Raw genomic sequence first — 17,781 nt, 5'->3', positions numbered from 1 at the left:
TGTTACTAGAAAACAAGTTGAGGTGATTAAAATGAGAGAACAATTAAAAATTGCCAGTAAAAATGATTATATTCGAATTCAGAAGTTTTTACAAAAAGCGGGTATTAGCACAGCGGGTGTAGAAGAACATATTCATCAATTTGTCATCATGGAAAGTGATGAAGGCGAGCTGCTAGCAACAGTTGGGTTTGAAAAAGAAGGCATGGACGGAATACTTCGCTCCCTTGTCGTGTCACCTTCTTTGATGCAATCTGATATTCTGCTGCTATTTAAAAGTATCGTTCAGCTGGCTCAAAAGCATGGTGTGAAGCAACTATATTTACTAACAAATAAGGCATCCTCTCTGCATTTTTTTCAAATGATGAATTTTCAGCAAACATCTTATAGTGCTCTACCTGATTTGTTAAAAGAACATTCGTATTTAAAACAGTTACCAAATCCTAAGGATGTCTACGTGATGTTTTATGCAGCTAGTTAAAAGGAAATGTGGATAAATCATTTTAATGGGGTATCCACAATGTTATTCACAAAAATCTAAGCTTTATCCACATTTTGTGGATAAAGCTTGTTTGCTGATATAATGAATGCATGTATTTTACTGTTTTTAATACATATTGTACTTTTAAAGTAAAAAAAACCTAGATATAGAAAGAAAAAGGAGTTGAAGAAGATGGAAACTAAGTTATGGGTTGTGGATAATTTTATGAACGAAAAAGATATTTATCCACAGATAGAAGAAGCAGCAGATTTGCTGCGCAACCACGAAGTGGTTGCTTTTCCTACAGAGACGGTGTATGGATTAGGAGGAGATGCAACATCGGATAAAGCTGTGGATAAAATTTTTGCAGCGAAAGGACGTCCTAGTGATAACCCTCTTATTGTTCATATTGGAGATAAAGAGCAGCTGCATACATTTGTAGAGTCAATTCCTTCAAAAGCAGAGAAAGTGATTGATGCTTTTTGGCCAGGTCCTCTTACCGTGATATTACCTAAAAAAGATCAAGTTTCAGATAAGGTTACGGCTGGTTTAAACAGCATTGCAGTGAGAATGCCATCACATCCGGTAGCTCTTGCATTATTGAAAAAAGTGGCTTTGCCTATCGCGGCTCCTAGTGCAAACCTCTCCGGCAAGCCAAGCCCCACTTTAGCTCACCACGTGATGAATGATTTAGAAGGGCGTATTAGCGGAGTTGTAGACGGAGGAGCGACAGGGGTAGGAGTAGAGTCGACTGTCCTTGATTGTACTGAAGAGATTCCTATTATTTTACGTCCAGGCGGCATTACTCAGAAAGAGTTAGAAAGTGTAATTGGTCCCGTAAAAGTAGATCGAGCGTTAATAAGTGATAAAGAAGCGCCAAAATCTCCAGGTATGAAATATACGCATTACGCACCTGATGCACCGCTTGTCATTGTTGACGGCAGTTCAGATTTTTTCCAATCTATTATTGATCACTATCAAGATCAGGGTAAGCGAGTAGGGGTATTAACGACATCTGAACATGAAGATGTGTATAAAGCCGATGCCGTCATTACATGTGGATCTCGCTCAAATTTAGAGACGGTTGCTAGCCACTTATATGAGTCTCTTCGTTCATTTAATGAGTGCGATGTAGATATTATCGTTAGTGAAAGTTTTTCTGAAGAAGGAGTCGGTCATGCCGTTATGAATCGATTAATGAAAGCTGCAGGACATCACGTGATTAAGCAATAAAATTCATCTTCTAAACCTTTTCGAATGTGCATATTTTGAAATAGGAGCACGTCCGAGGAGGGTAAAGATGAATGTATCTCAGTTAATTAGTGAAATGATCACGTTAGTCATTATGGCGTTTGCCTTAGGAATGGATGCTTTCTCAGTTGGTTTGGGAATGGGGTTAATTCGTTTACGCTTTCGCCAAATTTTCTACATTGGTGTTGTTATCGGTATATTTCATATTTGGATGCCGCTATTGGGCATGTTTATTGGACGACTTTTGTCTGATAAACTTGGAATGTTTGCTACCTATGGCGGTGGAATTTTATTGCTGATTCTTGGGGCGCAGATGATTTATTCCTCCTTTAAGCATGACGATACGCCGTTTATCAAACCAGTTGGCTTTGGACTGTTATTTTTTGCGCTCAGCGTGAGTCTAGATAGTTTTTCTGTTGGACTTAGCTTAGGTATTTTTGGGGCAAGAACGTTTTTGACCATTATTGTTTTTGGCGTAGTGAGTATGCTATTAACTTGGTTAGGACTGTTGCTCGGCAGAAGAGTACAAGGCTGGCTTGGTTCATATAGTGAGGCACTGGGCGGGAGCATTTTATTAGCTTTTGGCATCAAATTGCTATTACCTTTTTAACTATATATAAATAGGTAAAGGACCATGACCATGCAGGTTATGGTCTTTTTTTGCTTCTTTTAGATTACAGCAATAAAAAAAGGAAAGCGAAGGTGTTTTTTTCAAGATAAATAAAGAGATTATGGATAAAAAACACCCAAAAAAGCTAACTGGATTTATGCAAGCAATAGAGATACAATAGGGTGGAATATCAACATAGTCGCACATAGTGAAAGCAAGGGAGGATGTATCTTGAAAAACATCTTATTTGTATGTACAGGAAACACGTGCCGCAGCCCTATGGCAGAAGCGTTGCTGAAAGCTAAAAAAATAGATGGAATAAACGTGAAGTCTGCAGGCGTATTCGCTTCAAATGGAAGTGAAGCTTCTGTTCATGCACAAGTTGCCCTTCAACAGAAAGGCATAGCTTGTTCTCATGCTTCGGCAGCATTAACGGAAGAACAATTGATGTGGGCTACTTATATTTTTACGATGACGGAGCAGCATAAAATGCTAATTTTGAACCAAGCTCCATACGTAAGTGATAAATTATTTACGCTAAAAGAATTTGCCGGCGAGCAAGGTGAAGTATCTGATCCGTTTGGCGGATCATTACAGACGTACGAACAGACTTTAGAAGAGTTAGAGCGTATGATTAACAAAATAGTCGACAAATTATAAAAGGTCCCATAAATTTTTGCAGACTTAAACTGAACAAAAATTAATAGAAGATGAAGGTATGTATGAGGAGGAAACAAAGATGAAAGTAGCTATTGCATCTGACCACGGCGGTATAAATTTACGACAGGAAATTATCTCTTTAATGGAAGAATTAAATATTGAATATGTGGATTTAGGGTGTGAATGCTCAGCATCTGTCGATTATCCGGATTATGCACTTCCCGTTGCTCAAAAAGTGGCGAGCCAAGAAGTAAGCCGAGGCATTCTTATTTGCGGAACAGGCATCGGTATGAGCATAGCAGCTAATAAAGTAAAGGGAATTCGCTGCGCTCTAGTGCATGATACGTTTAGTGCAAAAGCCACAAGAGAACATAATGATAGCAACATTTTAGCAATGGGTGAACGCGTCATTGGGCCGGGACTTGCACGTGAAATTGCGAAAATTTGGTTAACGACAGAATTTGAAGGCGGGCGACATGAAAATCGCGTGAATAAAATTAAACAGTATGAGCAGCAAAGTGATGCAACAGTAACGGCATAATGTGAACGTATTCAATGGAAGAAAGGAAGAAAAACGTGTCTGAACTTACGAAATGGAAAGAGCAGTTGGAAACAGTTTTATCTGATTTTTCAGCACAAGTGCAGTTATCTTCAGAACATACACTTGTCATTGGATGCAGTACAAGCGAGGTAATTGGTGAAAAAATAGGAACCGCAGGCGCAATGGAAGTTGCAGAAATGATCTTTGATACACTAGCAGATTTTCGAAAAAAAACGGGTGTCCACTTAGCATTTCAATGCTGTGAACATCTTAATCGAGCACTGGTAGTAGAAAGAGAATTAGCTCGTAAAGAACGCTTAGAAATCGTTAGTGTTGTTCCTATTCATAAAGCAGGTGGAGCGATGGCTACACAGGCCTATGGCCAGCTTAAAGATCCTGTTTTAGTAGAGTTTATTAAAGCTGATGCTGGGATTGATATTGGAGATACATTCATTGGTATGCATTTAAAGCATGTCGCAGTACCCGTTCGTTGTACGTTGAACGCAGTTGGACACGCTCATGTTACTTTAGCAAAGACGCGTCCAAAACTAATCGGTGGAATGAGAGCGTTTTACGAACTTTCGTAATTAAATATATTAAAATAATACACATTTTTTCTTTTTTATTCTAAATAAATCATGTTACAATGTAGTTGAATTAACAAATAACGAACATTGCGAATACGAAACGAGGAGAGGATTTTGATGGAGAAACAACTAATGCAACAAGATCCAGCAGTTTATAATGCGATCAAGGATGAATTACAAAGACAACGTACTAAGATTGAGCTAATTGCTTCAGAAAACTTTGTAACAACAGCGGTAATGGAAGCACAAGGTTCAGTTTTAACAAATAAATATGCTGAAGGCTATCCAGCTAAACGTTACTACGGTGGTTGTGAACACGTGGATGTAGTAGAAGACTTAGCTCGTGATCGTGCAAAAGAAATTTTCGGAGCAGAGCACGTGAACGTTCAACCTCACTCAGGTGCACAAGCAAACATGGCTGTATACTTCACTGTTTTAGAGGCTGGAGACACAGTACTTGGTATGAATTTATCGCACGGCGGTCACTTAACGCACGGAAGTCCTGTTAACTTTAGTGGTGTTCAGTACAATTTCATCGAATATGGTGTAGATCGCGAAACACATCGCATTAACTACGATGACGTATTAGAAAAAGCTCGTACACACAAACCAAAATTAATTGTGGCTGGTGCAAGCGCATATCCACGCGCAATCGACTTCAAGCGTTTCCGTGAAATCGCTGATGAAGTAGGCGCTTATTTAATGGTAGACATGGCTCATATTGCTGGTCTAGTAGCTGCAGGACTTCATCAAAATCCTGTGCCACATGCTCATTTCGTTACAACTACAACACATAAAACACTACGCGGGCCACGCGGCGGTATGATTTTATGTAAAGAAGAATTTGCGAAAAAGATTGATAAGTCGATCTTCCCTGGTATTCAAGGTGGTCCATTGATGCACGTTATCGCTGCAAAAGCAGTAGCATTTGGTGAAGCATTACAAGATGAGTTTAAGCACTATGCTCAAAATATCATCGACAATGCTAATCGTTTAGCAGAAGGATTAAAGAAAGAAGGATTTGCTCTTGTATCTGAAGGAACAGACAATCACCTTGTGTTAATCGACGTAAGCTCAATGAATTTGACAGGTAAAGTAGCTGAAAAAGCGCTTGATGATGTAGGTATTACAACAAACAAAAATACAATTCCTTATGATGAGCAAAGCCCATTTGTAACAAGCGGTATCCGTATTGGTACAGCTGCGGTTACAACTCGCGGATTTGGCTTAGAAGAGATGGATGAAATTGCTTCTATCATCGGATTAACGCTTAAAAATATTGAAGATGAAGAAAAGTTAGCTGAAGCTAAAACACGCGTTGAAGCTTTAACAAGCAAGTTTGAAATGTATAAATCACTTTAAGAGAGACAGGCCTTTGTGCCTGTTTTTTTATGGAGAAAGTGGTAGCAATCCAATCATTTTTTGAATAATGCTTGAACTCAAAAACTTTTTTCTGTAAAATGAATGCAATGTATAAATTTAATTAGCAAGAGATATGTTTTTACTAGTACGTACCATTCAATTCGTTGAATGGTATTTTAATGTGTACATCTTTATATATAAGGAGAGATATCAATGGGCAAAGTATACGTATTTGATCACCCGCTTATTCAACACAAATTAACTTACATACGCGATGTAAAAACGGGAACGAAAGAGTTTCGTGAATTAGTTGATGAAGTGGCAAGCTTAATGGCTTTTGAAGCAACACGTGATTTACCGCTAGAAGATGTTGAAATTGAAACACCGGTTTGCAAAACAAAGTCAAAAGTTATTGCAGGGAAAAAGCTTGGTATCGTTCCAATTCTTCGTGCTGGTATCGGCATGGTAGATGGATTTTTAAAACTAATGCCAGCTGCTAAAGTTGGACACGTTGGCTTATATCGTGATCCAGAAACATTACAGCCTGTTGAATATTATGTAAAGCTACCTAATGATGTAGAAGAGCGTGACTTTATTGTAGTAGATCCTATGCTTGCAACAGGAGGGTCAGCTGTAGAAGCAATCAACTCTCTGAAAAAAAGAGGCGCTAAAAACATTAAATTTATGTGTTTAATTGCTGCTCCTGAAGGCGTGGAAATTGTAAAAGAAGCACACCCTGACGTAGATATTTACATTGCAGCATTAGATGAAAAATTAAATGACCATGGATATATTGTTCCAGGTTTAGGTGATGCAGGGGATCGTTTATTCGGTACAAAATAATTTGTAGATTTGGGTGATGAACATGAAGCAGCCAATTAAAGTAATGACGATATTCGGGACAAGACCAGAAGCAATTAAAATGGCTCCTCTAGTATTAGAGCTTAAAAAGCGACCAGAAGAGTTCGAAGCAATTGTTACAGTAACGGCTCAGCACCGTGAAATGTTAGACCAAGTATTGAGCATCTTTGACATTCAGCCTGACTATGACCTGAACATTATGAAGGATCGCCAAACCCTTATGGACGTAACGACCAGAGGATTACAAGGCTTGGACGACGTAATGAAAAAAGTAAAGCCGGACATGGTACTTGTACACGGTGATACAACTACGACGTTTATTGCTGGGCTAGCAGCTTTTTATAATCAGATTCAGGTCGGGCATGTTGAAGCAGGTTTGCGCACATGGAATAAATATTCTCCATACCCGGAAGAAATGAACCGTCAGCTTACAGGTGTTCTCGCTGATTTGCACTTTGCTCCAACAGATAAGTCTGCAGCTAATTTGCAAGCAGAGAACAAAAAAGAAGAGCGAATCTTTGTGACTGGAAATACAGCTATCGATGCGTTAAAAACAACAGTAAAAGAGACATATGAGCATGAAGTGTTAACGAAATTGGGAGATGATCGTCTTATTTTGTTAACGGCACATCGCCGCGAAAATTTAGGCGAACCAATGAAAAATATGTTCCGTGCTGTTAAGCGTATTGTAGATGAACATGAAGATGTGCAAGTTGTGTATCCTGTTCATTTGAATCCAGTAGTTAGAGAAACAGCAAACGATATCTTAGGAAATGACCCGCGCATTCATTTAATTGAACCGTTAGATGTAATTGACTTCCATAACTTCGCTGAGCGCGCTCATATTATTTTGACAGATTCGGGCGGTGTTCAAGAAGAAGCTCCTTCATTAGGCGTACCTGTATTGGTACTTCGCGATACAACAGAGCGCCCGGAAGGAATTGAAGCAGGAACGCTCAAACTAGCAGGCACGGAAGAAGAAACGATTTATACGCTAGCAAAAGAGCTGTTAATAGATGAAGGCGTATATAAGCAAATGTCACAAGCATCGAATCCTTACGGAGACGGCTTAGCTTCTAAACGCATTTGTGATGCTATTAGCTACTATTTCAACCGCCGTGAAAACAGACCGGAAGCTTTTAATCCGCTTTCGTAAGATTTCTAAACACCTTTCACATGAAAAGCGTCTCTTTGAGACACGATAGTGTGAGAGGTGTTTTTTTATGTGGATTAAATGGTTAATGATTAGCTTTATATTGGGGAGTGGGGGAGGGCAAATGTCGCTCAATCCGACATTTCCTTCTATAAAACAAGAAATGAATCATCAGGAAAAATCAATCATTGTGATGATTAAAAAAGAAAAATTCACGAAATTTAAAAGTCAGCTACAAAAAAATTATCCTAATATAAAGATTAAGAGCGAATTTCACACGGTGTTTACAGGACTTTCATTAAACGGCTCCATCTCTGATTTGGAAAAACTATCTCAGAATCCATCTATTATTAGTTCACATTCTATTAAAAACTATCAGGTTACAGAAGAAAATAGCGTAACGTTCATTGGCTCAGAACAGGTAAGAGGCTTGTTTGATACTCACAATCAGCGCTTAACAGGAAAAGGGATCAAAGTAGGCGTTATCGATACGGGGGTTGATTATTCTCATCCTGATTTAAAACAAACCTACAGAGGGGGTTACGATGTAATAGATGAAGATTATGAGCCGATGGAAACCACTCGTGAGCAAGGAGAACCGACTCTGCACGGTACTCATGTAGCTGGTATTATTGCAGCGAATGGGAATATTACAGGCGTAGCACCCCAAGCGGAAATCTATGCATACCGAGCTCTTGGACCTGGAGGAGCTGGAACGTCTGAAAGTGTTATTCTAGCTATTGAAAAAGCAATTCAAGATGATGTAGATATTATTAATTTATCATTAGGAAATGATGTGAATGGCCCTGATTTACCAACAAGCTTAGCGTTAGATCGAGCTGTTGAAAAAGGAATTGTAACGGTTACATCTAGCGGCAATTCAGGTCCAGGTTTATGGACGGTGGGCTCTCCGGGTACAGCGGGAAAAGCTATTTCCGTTGGCGCTTCTGTTTCTCCGACAACAGTTCAATTTCTAACAATTGGATTTAACAAAGAAAAAATTATGATGGCGCCAGTAGAAGGGTCTCGTCCATGGACGTTTAATCAAACGCTGCGTGTAATAAATGAAGAAGATTCCAAAGAGCAAAAGCATGCGTCGGGTAACGTCATTTTGCTAAAAGCAGAAGGAAATGCGGTTCAAAAAAAGATTAAACAAGCTGAACAGGCGGGAGCAAAAGCGGTTATTTTATATAGCCCGACAGAAAAAAGCATAGTCAGTAAACTAAAAGAGTCAGTAAATATTCCCGTGATATGGGTAAGTAAAAAAAGCGGTGACACCATTACCCAACACATTCAGTCTCAACAACCGTACTTACGCACTGGCCAGCAAGTGGTGCAAGACTTGCTCACATCTTTCAGTTCAAGAGGGCCTGTAACGACTACTTGGGGAATCAAACCAGACGTCGTCGCACCAGGTTACTTCATTAATAGTACAGTTCCTGGAGGATATGAACGCATGCATGGCACAAGTATGGCTGCGCCCCATGTAGCTGGAGCGTGTGCGCTGATTTTACAAGCTCACCCGAACTGGTCTCCTGAACAAGTCAAAGCTTCATTGATGAACACCAGTAAAGTAATGCAGCAGCTAAACGGTCAAACGTATCGCGTATATGAACAAGGAGCGGGAAGAATTCAAATAGCAAAAGCCGTCACAGCAGAATCTTTGTTTTATCCATCTTCTTTATCTTTTGGTATTTTTACGCGTCCATCAAAGAAAGTTTTATCTTTTAAAATTGATAACCAGTCTGATAAAGCAAAAACGTATCGCTTAAACGTTCCAAAAAGGGATGAAGGAGTGAACTGGGATGTTCCATTACCCGTCACGGTGCCACCCCGTCAGACAAAAGAGATAGCTGTCACTTTATCGGTGCAGCCCCGTTTTAAAAATAAAGGTATATATGACGGATATTTGGAAATAAATGATTCACGTGAAACATTTTCGCTTCCCTATATGTACATGATTAGCATTCCAGATTATCCTCGTGTCATGGGATTGCAAGTAGCAGCGGAAAAAGAGAAAAATACGTATAGCTATGAACTGTTTTTGCCTGAAGGAGCAGATCAGTTAGGCGTCGCTCTTTTTGATAAGCAGTCTTTACAGTTTGTATCGTATTTAGATGTTGACGTGGATGTAGAAAGAGGCATGAGAAAACGAAAAATAACGATTGATGAATCGCTTGTACCAGGAGTGTACCAAATATTTGCATTTGTGAAAAAGCATAGACAAGAGCAGGTTGTACACAGTACAATAACGATTGAATGAACCTCTTTAAATGTTTTCATTTGAAGAGGTTTTATGTGTGGCAGAAATGTGAACAATAAGAAGAGATTGTGAAGTTTTTAGCTTAAACACATTGACATTAAATATACGCTATTGTATGCTTACAGGGAATATAAATGATAAGGTTTTCAACCTGTGAAAACCGTTGATATTTCTGCGTATTTTATTAGCTGTTTTTACCTTTTTTAGCAATTTTTTTTGCCTTTCTATCATATATTGAGCTATGAAAACGATAGAGAATTCGGAAAAAAGAAAATTTTGCAAAAGGGGTATGAGCTTATGAAAGATCGCAACCGTCATCCTTTGCAAGCGATGGCATTAGTGTCAATCATTCTATCACAGTTAGCAGGTTCAGTCTTAATTGGCTTATTCTCTGGAAGATGGGCTGATCAATGGCTTGACACCGAACCACTATTTTTGATTTTAGGCCTTCTTTCAGGGCTAGCAGCAGGTGTTTTTATGATGCTGCGGACAGTCCACCATTTTTTTTCAGGAGATTAATAATTCATGCAGGATTTGCAGCACGTTTTTCCAAGACTTCGTTCATACATATTGTATTTGTTAGCATTATACGTTCTCGGCTGGGGATTTACAAGTTATAAGGCTGTTTTTGCAGGTTTAATTTTAGGAACCGCCCTGAGTTTGTATAATTTGTGGAACTTAGTAAGAAAGTTTGAGCAGTTTGGACAGGCGTTGGATGAGGGGAAAAAGCCCCGTTCAATTGGGACTGTTGTAAGATTTGCAACAGCTGCTCTCGCAGTTGTGATTACCATCTCTTATCCAAAAACCTTTCATATTATTAGTGTAGTTGTGGGATTAATGACGTATTATGTTGTCATTATCATAGATTTAGTTGTTCAAAATATGCGTAGAAGATAGAAAGAGAGGTGAACACAGTTGGGTCATGAATCACCAACTATAGAGTTTCTAGGCCTTACTTTTAGTCAAAGTAACTTGCTTATGGTTACCGTAGCTTCTGTTATTGTATTCTTAATTGCAGTTTTATGTACTCGTACTCTTGCTATGAAGCCAAGCGGTGCACAAAACTTTATTGAATGGGTCTTAGATTTTGTCAAAGGACTCGTTAATAGCAATATGGATTGGAAAACAGGTGGCCGCTTTTTGACGCTAGGTGTAACTTTACTTATGTACATTTTTGTGTCAAATATGTTGGGTCTTCCATTCGCCATCGTGATTGACCATAACTTATGGTGGAAATCGCCAACCGCTGATCCAGCAATTACGCTGACGTTAGCCGTTATGGTAGTTGTACTATCACATTATTATGGTATTAAAATGCGAGGTTTCTCTGCATACACGAAAGATTACTTCAAGCCAATGGCATTTTTATTCCCGCTTAAGATTATCGAGGAGTTTGCCAATACGTTAACGCTTGGCCTTCGTCTTTACGGTAATATTTATGCTGGGGAAATTTTGTTAAGCTTGCTAGCTGGTTTAGCAACAACAGGCTTCCTAGGTACAATTGGAGCTGCTATCCCAATGCTTTTATGGCAAGGATTCAGTATTTTTGTAGGCGCAATTCAGGCCTTCATTTTCACAATGTTAACGATGGTTTATTTATCTCACAAAGTGAGTAGCGACCATTAATTTATAAAGCTTTGTTCAAGTAATACCCAATTTGGACAAAACAAAACTTAGTTAAACAAAATCATATATATTAAGGGAGGACTTTATAAAATGGGTTTAATAGCATCTGCAATTGCGATTGGTTTAGCGGCACTAGGTGCTGGTATTGGTAACGGTCTTATCGTTTCTAAGACGATTGAAGGCACAGCTCGCCAACCAGAAGCACGTGGTACATTAACTTCAATGATGTTCGTTGGGGTTGCCTTAGTTGAGGCGCTTCCAATTATCGCCGTAGTTATTGCATTCATGGTACAAGGTAAATAATAATGTGTTACATGTGGCGAAGATCATTCAAAAGAACCTTCGCCATTACTTTATGTCTTTAAGAAGTAAATTATATATGTGGAGTCTCTGAAGGGAGTGAACATGGCCGTGTCGAACATGTTTGTGTTAGGAGCAGCAGGCATTAATGGTGGAGATATTCTTTTCCAATTAGTGATGTTCCTTATCCTACTTGCGTTACTTCAAAAATTCGCGTTTGGTCCTGTAATGGGAATCATGAAAAAACGTGAAGAGCATATTGCCGGTGAGATTGATGAAGCAGAAAAGCAAAATGAGGAAGCGAAGAAGCTTGTTGAAGAGCAGCGTGAAATCTTAAAGCAATCTCGTCAAGAAGTGCAAGTAATGATGGAAAACGCTAGAAAGTCTGCAGAAGATAAAAAAGAAGAAATCATTGCAGCAGCACGCGAAGAGTCTGAGCGTCTAAAAGCTGCAGCAAAACAAGAAATCGAACAGCAAAAAGATCAAGCAGTTGCTGCGTTACGTGAGCAAGTTGCTTCATTATCTGTTTTAATTGCGTCGAAAGTTATTGAAAAAGAACTTTCTGAACAAGATCAAGAGAAGTTAATTCATGAATATATCCAAGAAGTAGGGGATGTACGATGAGTCAACCAGCTGTAGCCAAGCGCTATGCACTAGCTCTTTTTCAATTAGCAACAGAAAAACAGATGATCGATGAAATGCAAGACCAGCTACAAATCGTTGAAGAGGTGTTTGCTAAAACACCTGAATTAATGGATGTATTAACTCATCCAAAAATTACAATTGAGCGAAAAAAACAGTTTGTAAGTGAGGCATTTGCTGAACTTTCACCAACTGTTCAACATACGGTTCTTCTATTATTAGAGCGTCACCGCATTCAAATTGTTAGCCAAATGGTGCAAGAGTATCGTTTCCTAGCGAACGAAGTACGTGGCGTGGCAGACGCAACTGTTTATTCTGTCAAACCTTTAAGCGCAGATGAGAAACGAGCAATCTCGCAATCATTTGCTTCAAAAGTTGGAAAACATACGTTAAATATTTCAAATGTAGTAGATAAAAGCCTAATCGGCGGCGTGAAGCTTCGCATTGGTAATCGTATCTATGATGGCAGCATTAGCAGCAAATTAGAAACGATCCACCGAGGACTTCTTGCACACAGATCGTAGATAGGGGTGAAATTCATGAGCATCAAAGCTGAAGAAATTAGTGCGCTGATCAAGCAGCAAATTGAAAACTATCAGTCTGAGATTAAAGTGAGTGATGTAGGTACTGTTATCCAAGTTGGGGATGGTATCGCACGTGCTCATGGCCTCGACAATGTCATGGCTGGAGAACTGGTTGAATTTTCAAATGGTGTCATGGGAATGGCACAAAACTTAGAAGAAAACAATGTAGGTATCATTATTTTAGGACCATATACAGAAATTCGTGAAGGTGACGAAGTTCGCCGTACAGGACGCATCATGGAAGTTCCAGTAGGAGAGCAGTTAATCGGTCGTGTTGTTAACTCATTAGGTCAGCCAGTAGACGGCTTAGGCCCGGTAGAAACAACAAAAACACGTCCAATTGAAGGTGCTGCACCTGGCGTTATGGATCGTAAATCAGTACATGAGCCGCTTCAAACAGGTATCAAGGCGATTGACGCACTTGTGCCGATCGGCCGTGGACAGCGTGAGTTAATTATCGGTGACCGTCAAACGGGTAAAACATCGGTAGCAATCGATACAATCTTAAACCAAAAAGATCAAGATATGGTATGTATCTATGTAGCGATTGGCCAAAAAGAATCAACAGTTCGTAACGTAGTAGAGACATTACGTAAACACGGTGCTCTAGATTACACAATCGTTGTAACAGCATCAGCTTCACAACCAGCTCCACTATTATTCTTAGCACCATACGCTGGAGTAACAATGGGTGAAGAGTTTATGTATAACGGTAAGCACGTACTTGTTATTTACGATGACTTAACAAAACAAGCATCAGCTTATCGTGAACTTTCATTACTATTACGCCGTCCTCCAGGTCGTGAAGCGTACCCAGGGGATGTATTCTATCTGCACTCTCGTTTATTAGAGCGTGCGGCAAAGTTATCGGACGCAAAAGGTGGAGGTTCATTAACAGCTCTTCCATTTATTGAAACGCAAGCAGGAGACGTATCTGCTTATATCCCAACGAACGTAATTTCGATTACAGACGGACAAATTTTCTTACAGTCAGATCTATTCTTCTCAGGCGTACGTCCTGCGATTAATGCTGGTCTTTCTGTATCACGTGTAGGGGGATCTGCACAAATTAAAGCGATGAAAAAGGTAGCAGGTACACTGCGTCTAGACCTTGCATCTTATCGTGAGCTTGAATCGTTTGCTCAGTTCGGTTCTGATCTTGACCAAGCAACTCAAGCAAAATTAAATCGAGGAGCGCGTACAGTTGAAATCTTAAAACAAGGTTTACACAAACCGCTTCGCGTAGAAAAACAAGTAGCTGTGCTTTACGCATTAACAAAAGGCTTCTTAGATGATGTTCCAGTATCAGATATTACACGCTTTGAAGACGAGTACTTAACATGGTTAGAATCAAACCGTAAAGAAGTACTTGAATCAATCCGTACAACTGGTGGCCTTCCTGAAGCTGGCGTATTCGAATCAGCACTTGAAGAATTCAAGAAAACATTTATTGCATCTGAATAATATATTGTCAGCATGGTATGTTAAGACAATCTTTCAATAAGGTGAAGGTGAACAAATGTTCACCTTTCATACCACGTGATCTTCTAAAACAAGGTGGTGAAACCTTTGGCATCATTACGTGATATACAAACTCGAATCACATCGACGAAAAAAACGAGCCAGATTACGAAAGCAATGGAAATGGTTTCAGCTGCAAAGCTGAATAGAGCGGAACAAAATGCAAAATCGTTTGTTCCATATATGGAAAAAATTCAAGAGGTAGTCTCAAGTGTAGCCCTAGGCAGCAGAGGCGCTTCACATCCAATGTTAACTGCGCGCAGCGTGAAGAAGACTGGTTATATCGTAATCACTTCAGATCGCGGTCTAGCAGGAGCATATAACAGTAATATTTTGCGAAAAGTATCTCAAGCTATTGAAGAACGCCATCAATCACCTGATGAATACGGTGTGATTGCAATTGGACGAGTAGGGAGAGATTTCTTCGTAAAACGCGGTATTCCGGTTTTGCTTGAAATCACAGGCTTAGCAGATCAGCCAGCTTTTGCTGACATTCAAGGAATTGCTTCACAAACAGTTCAAATGTTTGCGGACGGTACGTTTGATGAACTTTACTTATACTACAATCACTTTATCAATACGATTTCACAAGAAGTGACGGAGAAGAAGCTATTGCCTCTAACAGATCTTCAACCTTCTGGTAAACTTGTTGGTTATGAATTTGAACCATCACAAGAAGAGATTTTAGAAGTATTACTTCCTCAGTATGCAGAGAGTTTAATTTACGGCGGCCTGCTTGATGGAAAAGCAAGTGAGCATGCTGCTCGTATGACAGCGATGAAAAGTGCAACAGACAATGCAAAAGATCTTATCAATAATCTTACATTGTCATATAACCGTGCACGTCAAGCGGCAATTACCCAGGAAATTACGGAAATTGTTGGCGGAGCGGCAGCGTTAGAATAGAAAGTTTAATGGAAAAGCAAGTTAGGAGGGAACACGATGACAAAAGGACGCGTTACTCAAATCATGGGTCCAGTTGTAGACGTAAAGTTTGACAACGGACACCTTCCGGCAATTTATAACGCCCTTAAAATTTCACATAAACCGAGCAGTGCAAGTGAAGTTGCAATCGAATTAACATTAGAAGTTGCGATTCACTTAGGTGATAACACAGTTCGTACAGTAGCAATGTCATCCACTGACGGCTTAGTTCGTGGATTAGAAGTAGAAGATACAGGTGCAGCAATCTCAGTACCAGTTGGTGACGTTACGTTAGGTCGTGTATTTAACGTATTAGGTGAAAAAATCGACTTAGACGCCCCAATCGATGCAGGTGCACGTCGTGATCCGATCCACCGTCAAGCACCAAAGTTCGAAAATCTATCTACACAAGCTGAAATTCTTGAAACAGGTATTAAAGTAGTAGACTTATTAGCTCCTTACATTAAAGGTGGAAAAATCGGTCTATTCGGTGGTGCCGGTGTAGGTAAAACAGTATTAATTCAAGAGTTAATCAATAACATTGCTCAAGAGCACGGCGGTATTTCGGTATTCGCTGGTGTAGGTGAGCGTACGCGTGAAGGTAATGACTTATACCATGAAATGACAGACTCTGGTGTTATTAAGAAGACGGCTATGGTATTTGGACAAATGAATGAGCCGCCTGGTGCACGTCAGCGTGTTGCATTAACAGGATTAACAATGGCAGAATACTTCCGTGACGAACAAGGTCAAGACGTATTATTCTTTATCGATAATATCTTCCGTTTCACACAAGCGGGTTCAGAAGTATCAGCATTACTTGGCCGTATGCCATCAGCAGTAGGTTATCAGCCAACATTAGCGACAGAAATGGGTCAGCTTCAAGAGCGTATCACGTCAACAAGCGTAGGTTCTGTAACATCGATTCAAGCGATTTACGTACCAGCCGATGACTATACGGATCCAGCTCCAGCGACAACATTTGCTCACTTAGATGCAACAACAAACTTAGAGCGTAAATTATCAGAGATGGGTATTTACCCTGCGGTAGATCCATTAGCATCTACATCTCGCGCTTTATCTCCTGAAATTGTTGGAGAAGAGCACTATGCAATTGCGCGTCAAGTTCAACAAACGTTACAGCGTTATAAAGAGTTACAAGATATCATTGCAATCCTAGGTATGGATGAGTTATCTGATGAAGATAAACTCGTTGTACAACGTGCTCGTCGCGTTCAATTCTTCTTGTCTCAAAACTTCCACGTAGCAGAACAATTTACAGGTCAAAAAGGTTCTTATGTTCCTGTAAAAGAAACTGTTAAAGGATTTAAAGAGATCTTGGAAGGTAAATACGATCATTTACCTGAAGATGCGTTCCGTTTAGTTGGTCGCATTGAAGAAGTTATTGAAAATGCGAAACGTATGGGAGTAGAAGTTTAATTTAAGGGACATAGGAGGTTTTTTAAATGAAGACAATCCATGTCAGTGTAGTGACTCCTGATGGCCCAGTTTACGAATCAGAAGTGGAAATGGTAAGTACCCGAGCACAGAGCGGTGAGCTTGGTATTTTACATGGCCATATTCCGATGGTTGCTCCTTTACAAATTGGAGCCGTCCGCTTGAAGAAAGCAAGCAGTACAGAACTTGTGGCTGTTAGCGGAGGATTTCTTGAAGTAAGACCTGACAAAGTAACAATTCTTGCACAGGCTGCTGAAACAGCTGAAGCGATTGACGTAGCTCGTGCAGAAGAAGCGAAAAAGCGCGCTGAAATGCGCCTTGATAGCAAACAAGACGACGTTGATGTTAAGCGTGCTGAAATTGCCTTAAAACGGGCAGTCAATCGTTTAGATATTAGTCAACGTAAGTTCTAAAAAAAGCCCTCTCAAACGAATGAGAGGGCTTTTTTGCTCTATTATATAAAAGAGGAAGAGCAAATAGCATTCGTCTATGATTATATATTCTATTTAACTAAGCGTATCCGTCTTCTTTATTTTTCTTAATAATGGAAAAGGATCTTAAAATAGGGAATAAAATAAATGTTTTTCATGTTACCGTTTACGAATTTGCATAAGTGTGCTTTAATATGAAAAGAAGAGACGATGATCGTCTCTTCTTTTCATATGGTGTTTAAAAGGAGTGCTTTTATTGTTTGGAGGAATTGAGCAGCAAACGTTACTAACCATGATTTCACATTTGATTTTTATTGTGATTACTTGGTATGCTTTGCAAGGCTTTCAAATTGAAAAGCTGATGAAACCTAATCATGTGTTTCAAGCAAAATTAATGCTTATTTTATTGACCATTACGATTTCATCAACAGTAAGTAATTTCTTTTTGGATTATTTATTTTGGTCACAGCGCATTCCCTCATTTTTTCAATGATTGGCAGGCTATGAGTCTATGATAAAATAGACGTTC

Annotated in this window: 21 protein-coding genes; all 21 read left to right on the top strand. The window is 39.5% G+C overall.

Going from position 1 to position 17,781, the window contains the following annotated elements:
- Positions 1–31 precede the first annotated feature (31 nt).
- The 21 genes from WKH56_RS25490 (at position 32) to WKH56_RS25390 (ending at position 17,745) form a co-directional block, all read left to right on the top strand.
- Positions 32–478: a GNAT family N-acetyltransferase gene (locus WKH56_RS25490; RefSeq protein ID WP_047749577.1), complete on the top strand. Its 447-nt coding sequence runs from the start codon at positions 32–34 to the stop codon at positions 476–478.
- A gap of 192 nt (positions 479–670) precedes the next feature.
- On the top strand, positions 671–1,711 hold the full coding sequence (locus WKH56_RS25485) for an L-threonylcarbamoyladenylate synthase (protein WP_098627061.1): 1,041 nt from the start codon (positions 671–673) through the stop codon (positions 1,709–1,711).
- A 67-nt stretch (positions 1,712–1,778) separates the two neighbouring features.
- A complete protein-coding gene (locus WKH56_RS25480; protein WP_028411979.1) occupies positions 1,779–2,339 on the top strand; it encodes a manganese efflux pump MntP in 561 nt (186 codons plus the stop codon).
- 231 nt (positions 2,340–2,570) lie between these two features.
- Complete coding sequence (locus tag WKH56_RS25475; RefSeq protein WP_028411980.1) at positions 2,571–2,999, top strand: low molecular weight protein arginine phosphatase; 429 nt, start codon at positions 2,571–2,573, stop codon at positions 2,997–2,999.
- Between the two features lie 79 nt (positions 3,000–3,078).
- The gene (gene rpiB, locus WKH56_RS25470) at positions 3,079–3,540 is read left to right on the top strand and encodes a ribose 5-phosphate isomerase B (protein WP_028411981.1); all 462 of its coding nucleotides are present in this window, start codon (positions 3,079–3,081) and stop codon (positions 3,538–3,540) included.
- Between the two features lie 35 nt (positions 3,541–3,575).
- Entirely contained in the window at positions 3,576–4,127 is a 552-nt protein-coding gene (locus WKH56_RS25465; RefSeq protein ID WP_028411982.1) for a TIGR01440 family protein, read from the top strand.
- 117 nt (positions 4,128–4,244) lie between these two features.
- A complete protein-coding gene (locus WKH56_RS25460; protein ID WP_013059811.1) occupies positions 4,245–5,489 on the top strand; it encodes a serine hydroxymethyltransferase in 1,245 nt (414 codons plus the stop codon).
- A gap of 213 nt (positions 5,490–5,702) precedes the next feature.
- Entirely contained in the window at positions 5,703–6,332 is a 630-nt protein-coding gene (upp, locus tag WKH56_RS25455; protein ID WP_013059810.1) for a uracil phosphoribosyltransferase, read from the top strand.
- A 22-nt stretch (positions 6,333–6,354) separates the two neighbouring features.
- A complete protein-coding gene (gene wecB, locus WKH56_RS25450) occupies positions 6,355–7,506 on the top strand; it encodes a non-hydrolyzing UDP-N-acetylglucosamine 2-epimerase (RefSeq protein WP_063248427.1) in 1,152 nt (383 codons plus the stop codon).
- Between the two features lie 67 nt (positions 7,507–7,573).
- Positions 7,574–9,766 (top strand): S8 family serine peptidase, encoded by a 2,193-nt coding sequence (locus WKH56_RS25445; RefSeq protein WP_028411984.1) that lies wholly within the window; start codon positions 7,574–7,576, stop codon positions 9,764–9,766.
- A 297-nt stretch (positions 9,767–10,063) separates the two neighbouring features.
- The gene (locus WKH56_RS25440; protein WP_013085464.1) at positions 10,064–10,285 is read left to right on the top strand and encodes an AtpZ/AtpI family protein; all 222 of its coding nucleotides are present in this window, start codon (positions 10,064–10,066) and stop codon (positions 10,283–10,285) included.
- A 6-nt stretch (positions 10,286–10,291) separates the two neighbouring features.
- Positions 10,292–10,663: an ATP synthase subunit I gene (locus WKH56_RS25435; RefSeq protein ID WP_013059806.1), complete on the top strand. Its 372-nt coding sequence runs from the start codon at positions 10,292–10,294 to the stop codon at positions 10,661–10,663.
- An 18-nt stretch (positions 10,664–10,681) separates the two neighbouring features.
- A complete protein-coding gene (gene atpB / locus WKH56_RS25430; RefSeq protein WP_013059805.1) occupies positions 10,682–11,392 on the top strand; it encodes a F0F1 ATP synthase subunit A in 711 nt (236 codons plus the stop codon).
- Between the two features lie 90 nt (positions 11,393–11,482).
- A complete protein-coding gene (atpE, locus tag WKH56_RS25425) occupies positions 11,483–11,695 on the top strand; it encodes a F0F1 ATP synthase subunit C (RefSeq protein WP_013059804.1) in 213 nt (70 codons plus the stop codon).
- A 102-nt stretch (positions 11,696–11,797) separates the two neighbouring features.
- The gene (locus WKH56_RS25420) at positions 11,798–12,316 is read left to right on the top strand and encodes a F0F1 ATP synthase subunit B (protein ID WP_013085463.1); all 519 of its coding nucleotides are present in this window, start codon (positions 11,798–11,800) and stop codon (positions 12,314–12,316) included.
- Entirely contained in the window at positions 12,313–12,858 is a 546-nt protein-coding gene (locus WKH56_RS25415) for a F0F1 ATP synthase subunit delta (RefSeq protein WP_028411987.1), read from the top strand. The genes WKH56_RS25420 and WKH56_RS25415 overlap by 4 nt, the downstream gene beginning before the upstream one ends.
- 15 nt (positions 12,859–12,873) lie before the next feature.
- Positions 12,874–14,382, top strand: coding sequence for a F0F1 ATP synthase subunit alpha (atpA, locus tag WKH56_RS25410; protein WP_013085461.1), 1,509 nt, complete (start codon positions 12,874–12,876; stop codon positions 14,380–14,382).
- A gap of 105 nt (positions 14,383–14,487) precedes the next feature.
- Entirely contained in the window at positions 14,488–15,345 is an 858-nt protein-coding gene (locus WKH56_RS25405) for a F0F1 ATP synthase subunit gamma (protein ID WP_013059800.1), read from the top strand.
- Between the two features lie 36 nt (positions 15,346–15,381).
- The gene (gene atpD, locus WKH56_RS25400; RefSeq protein WP_013059799.1) at positions 15,382–16,803 is read left to right on the top strand and encodes a F0F1 ATP synthase subunit beta; all 1,422 of its coding nucleotides are present in this window, start codon (positions 15,382–15,384) and stop codon (positions 16,801–16,803) included.
- 26 nt (positions 16,804–16,829) lie between these two features.
- Positions 16,830–17,234: a F0F1 ATP synthase subunit epsilon gene (locus WKH56_RS25395; protein WP_028411988.1), complete on the top strand. Its 405-nt coding sequence runs from the start codon at positions 16,830–16,832 to the stop codon at positions 17,232–17,234.
- Positions 17,235–17,508: 274 nt separating this feature from the next.
- Entirely contained in the window at positions 17,509–17,745 is a 237-nt protein-coding gene (locus WKH56_RS25390) for a DUF1146 family protein (RefSeq protein WP_013059797.1), read from the top strand.
- Positions 17,746–17,781: the final 36 nt, after the last annotated feature.

The organism is Priestia sp. SB1 (assembly GCF_038898415.1).
This window is presented reverse-complemented; position numbering and strand designations above follow the sequence as displayed.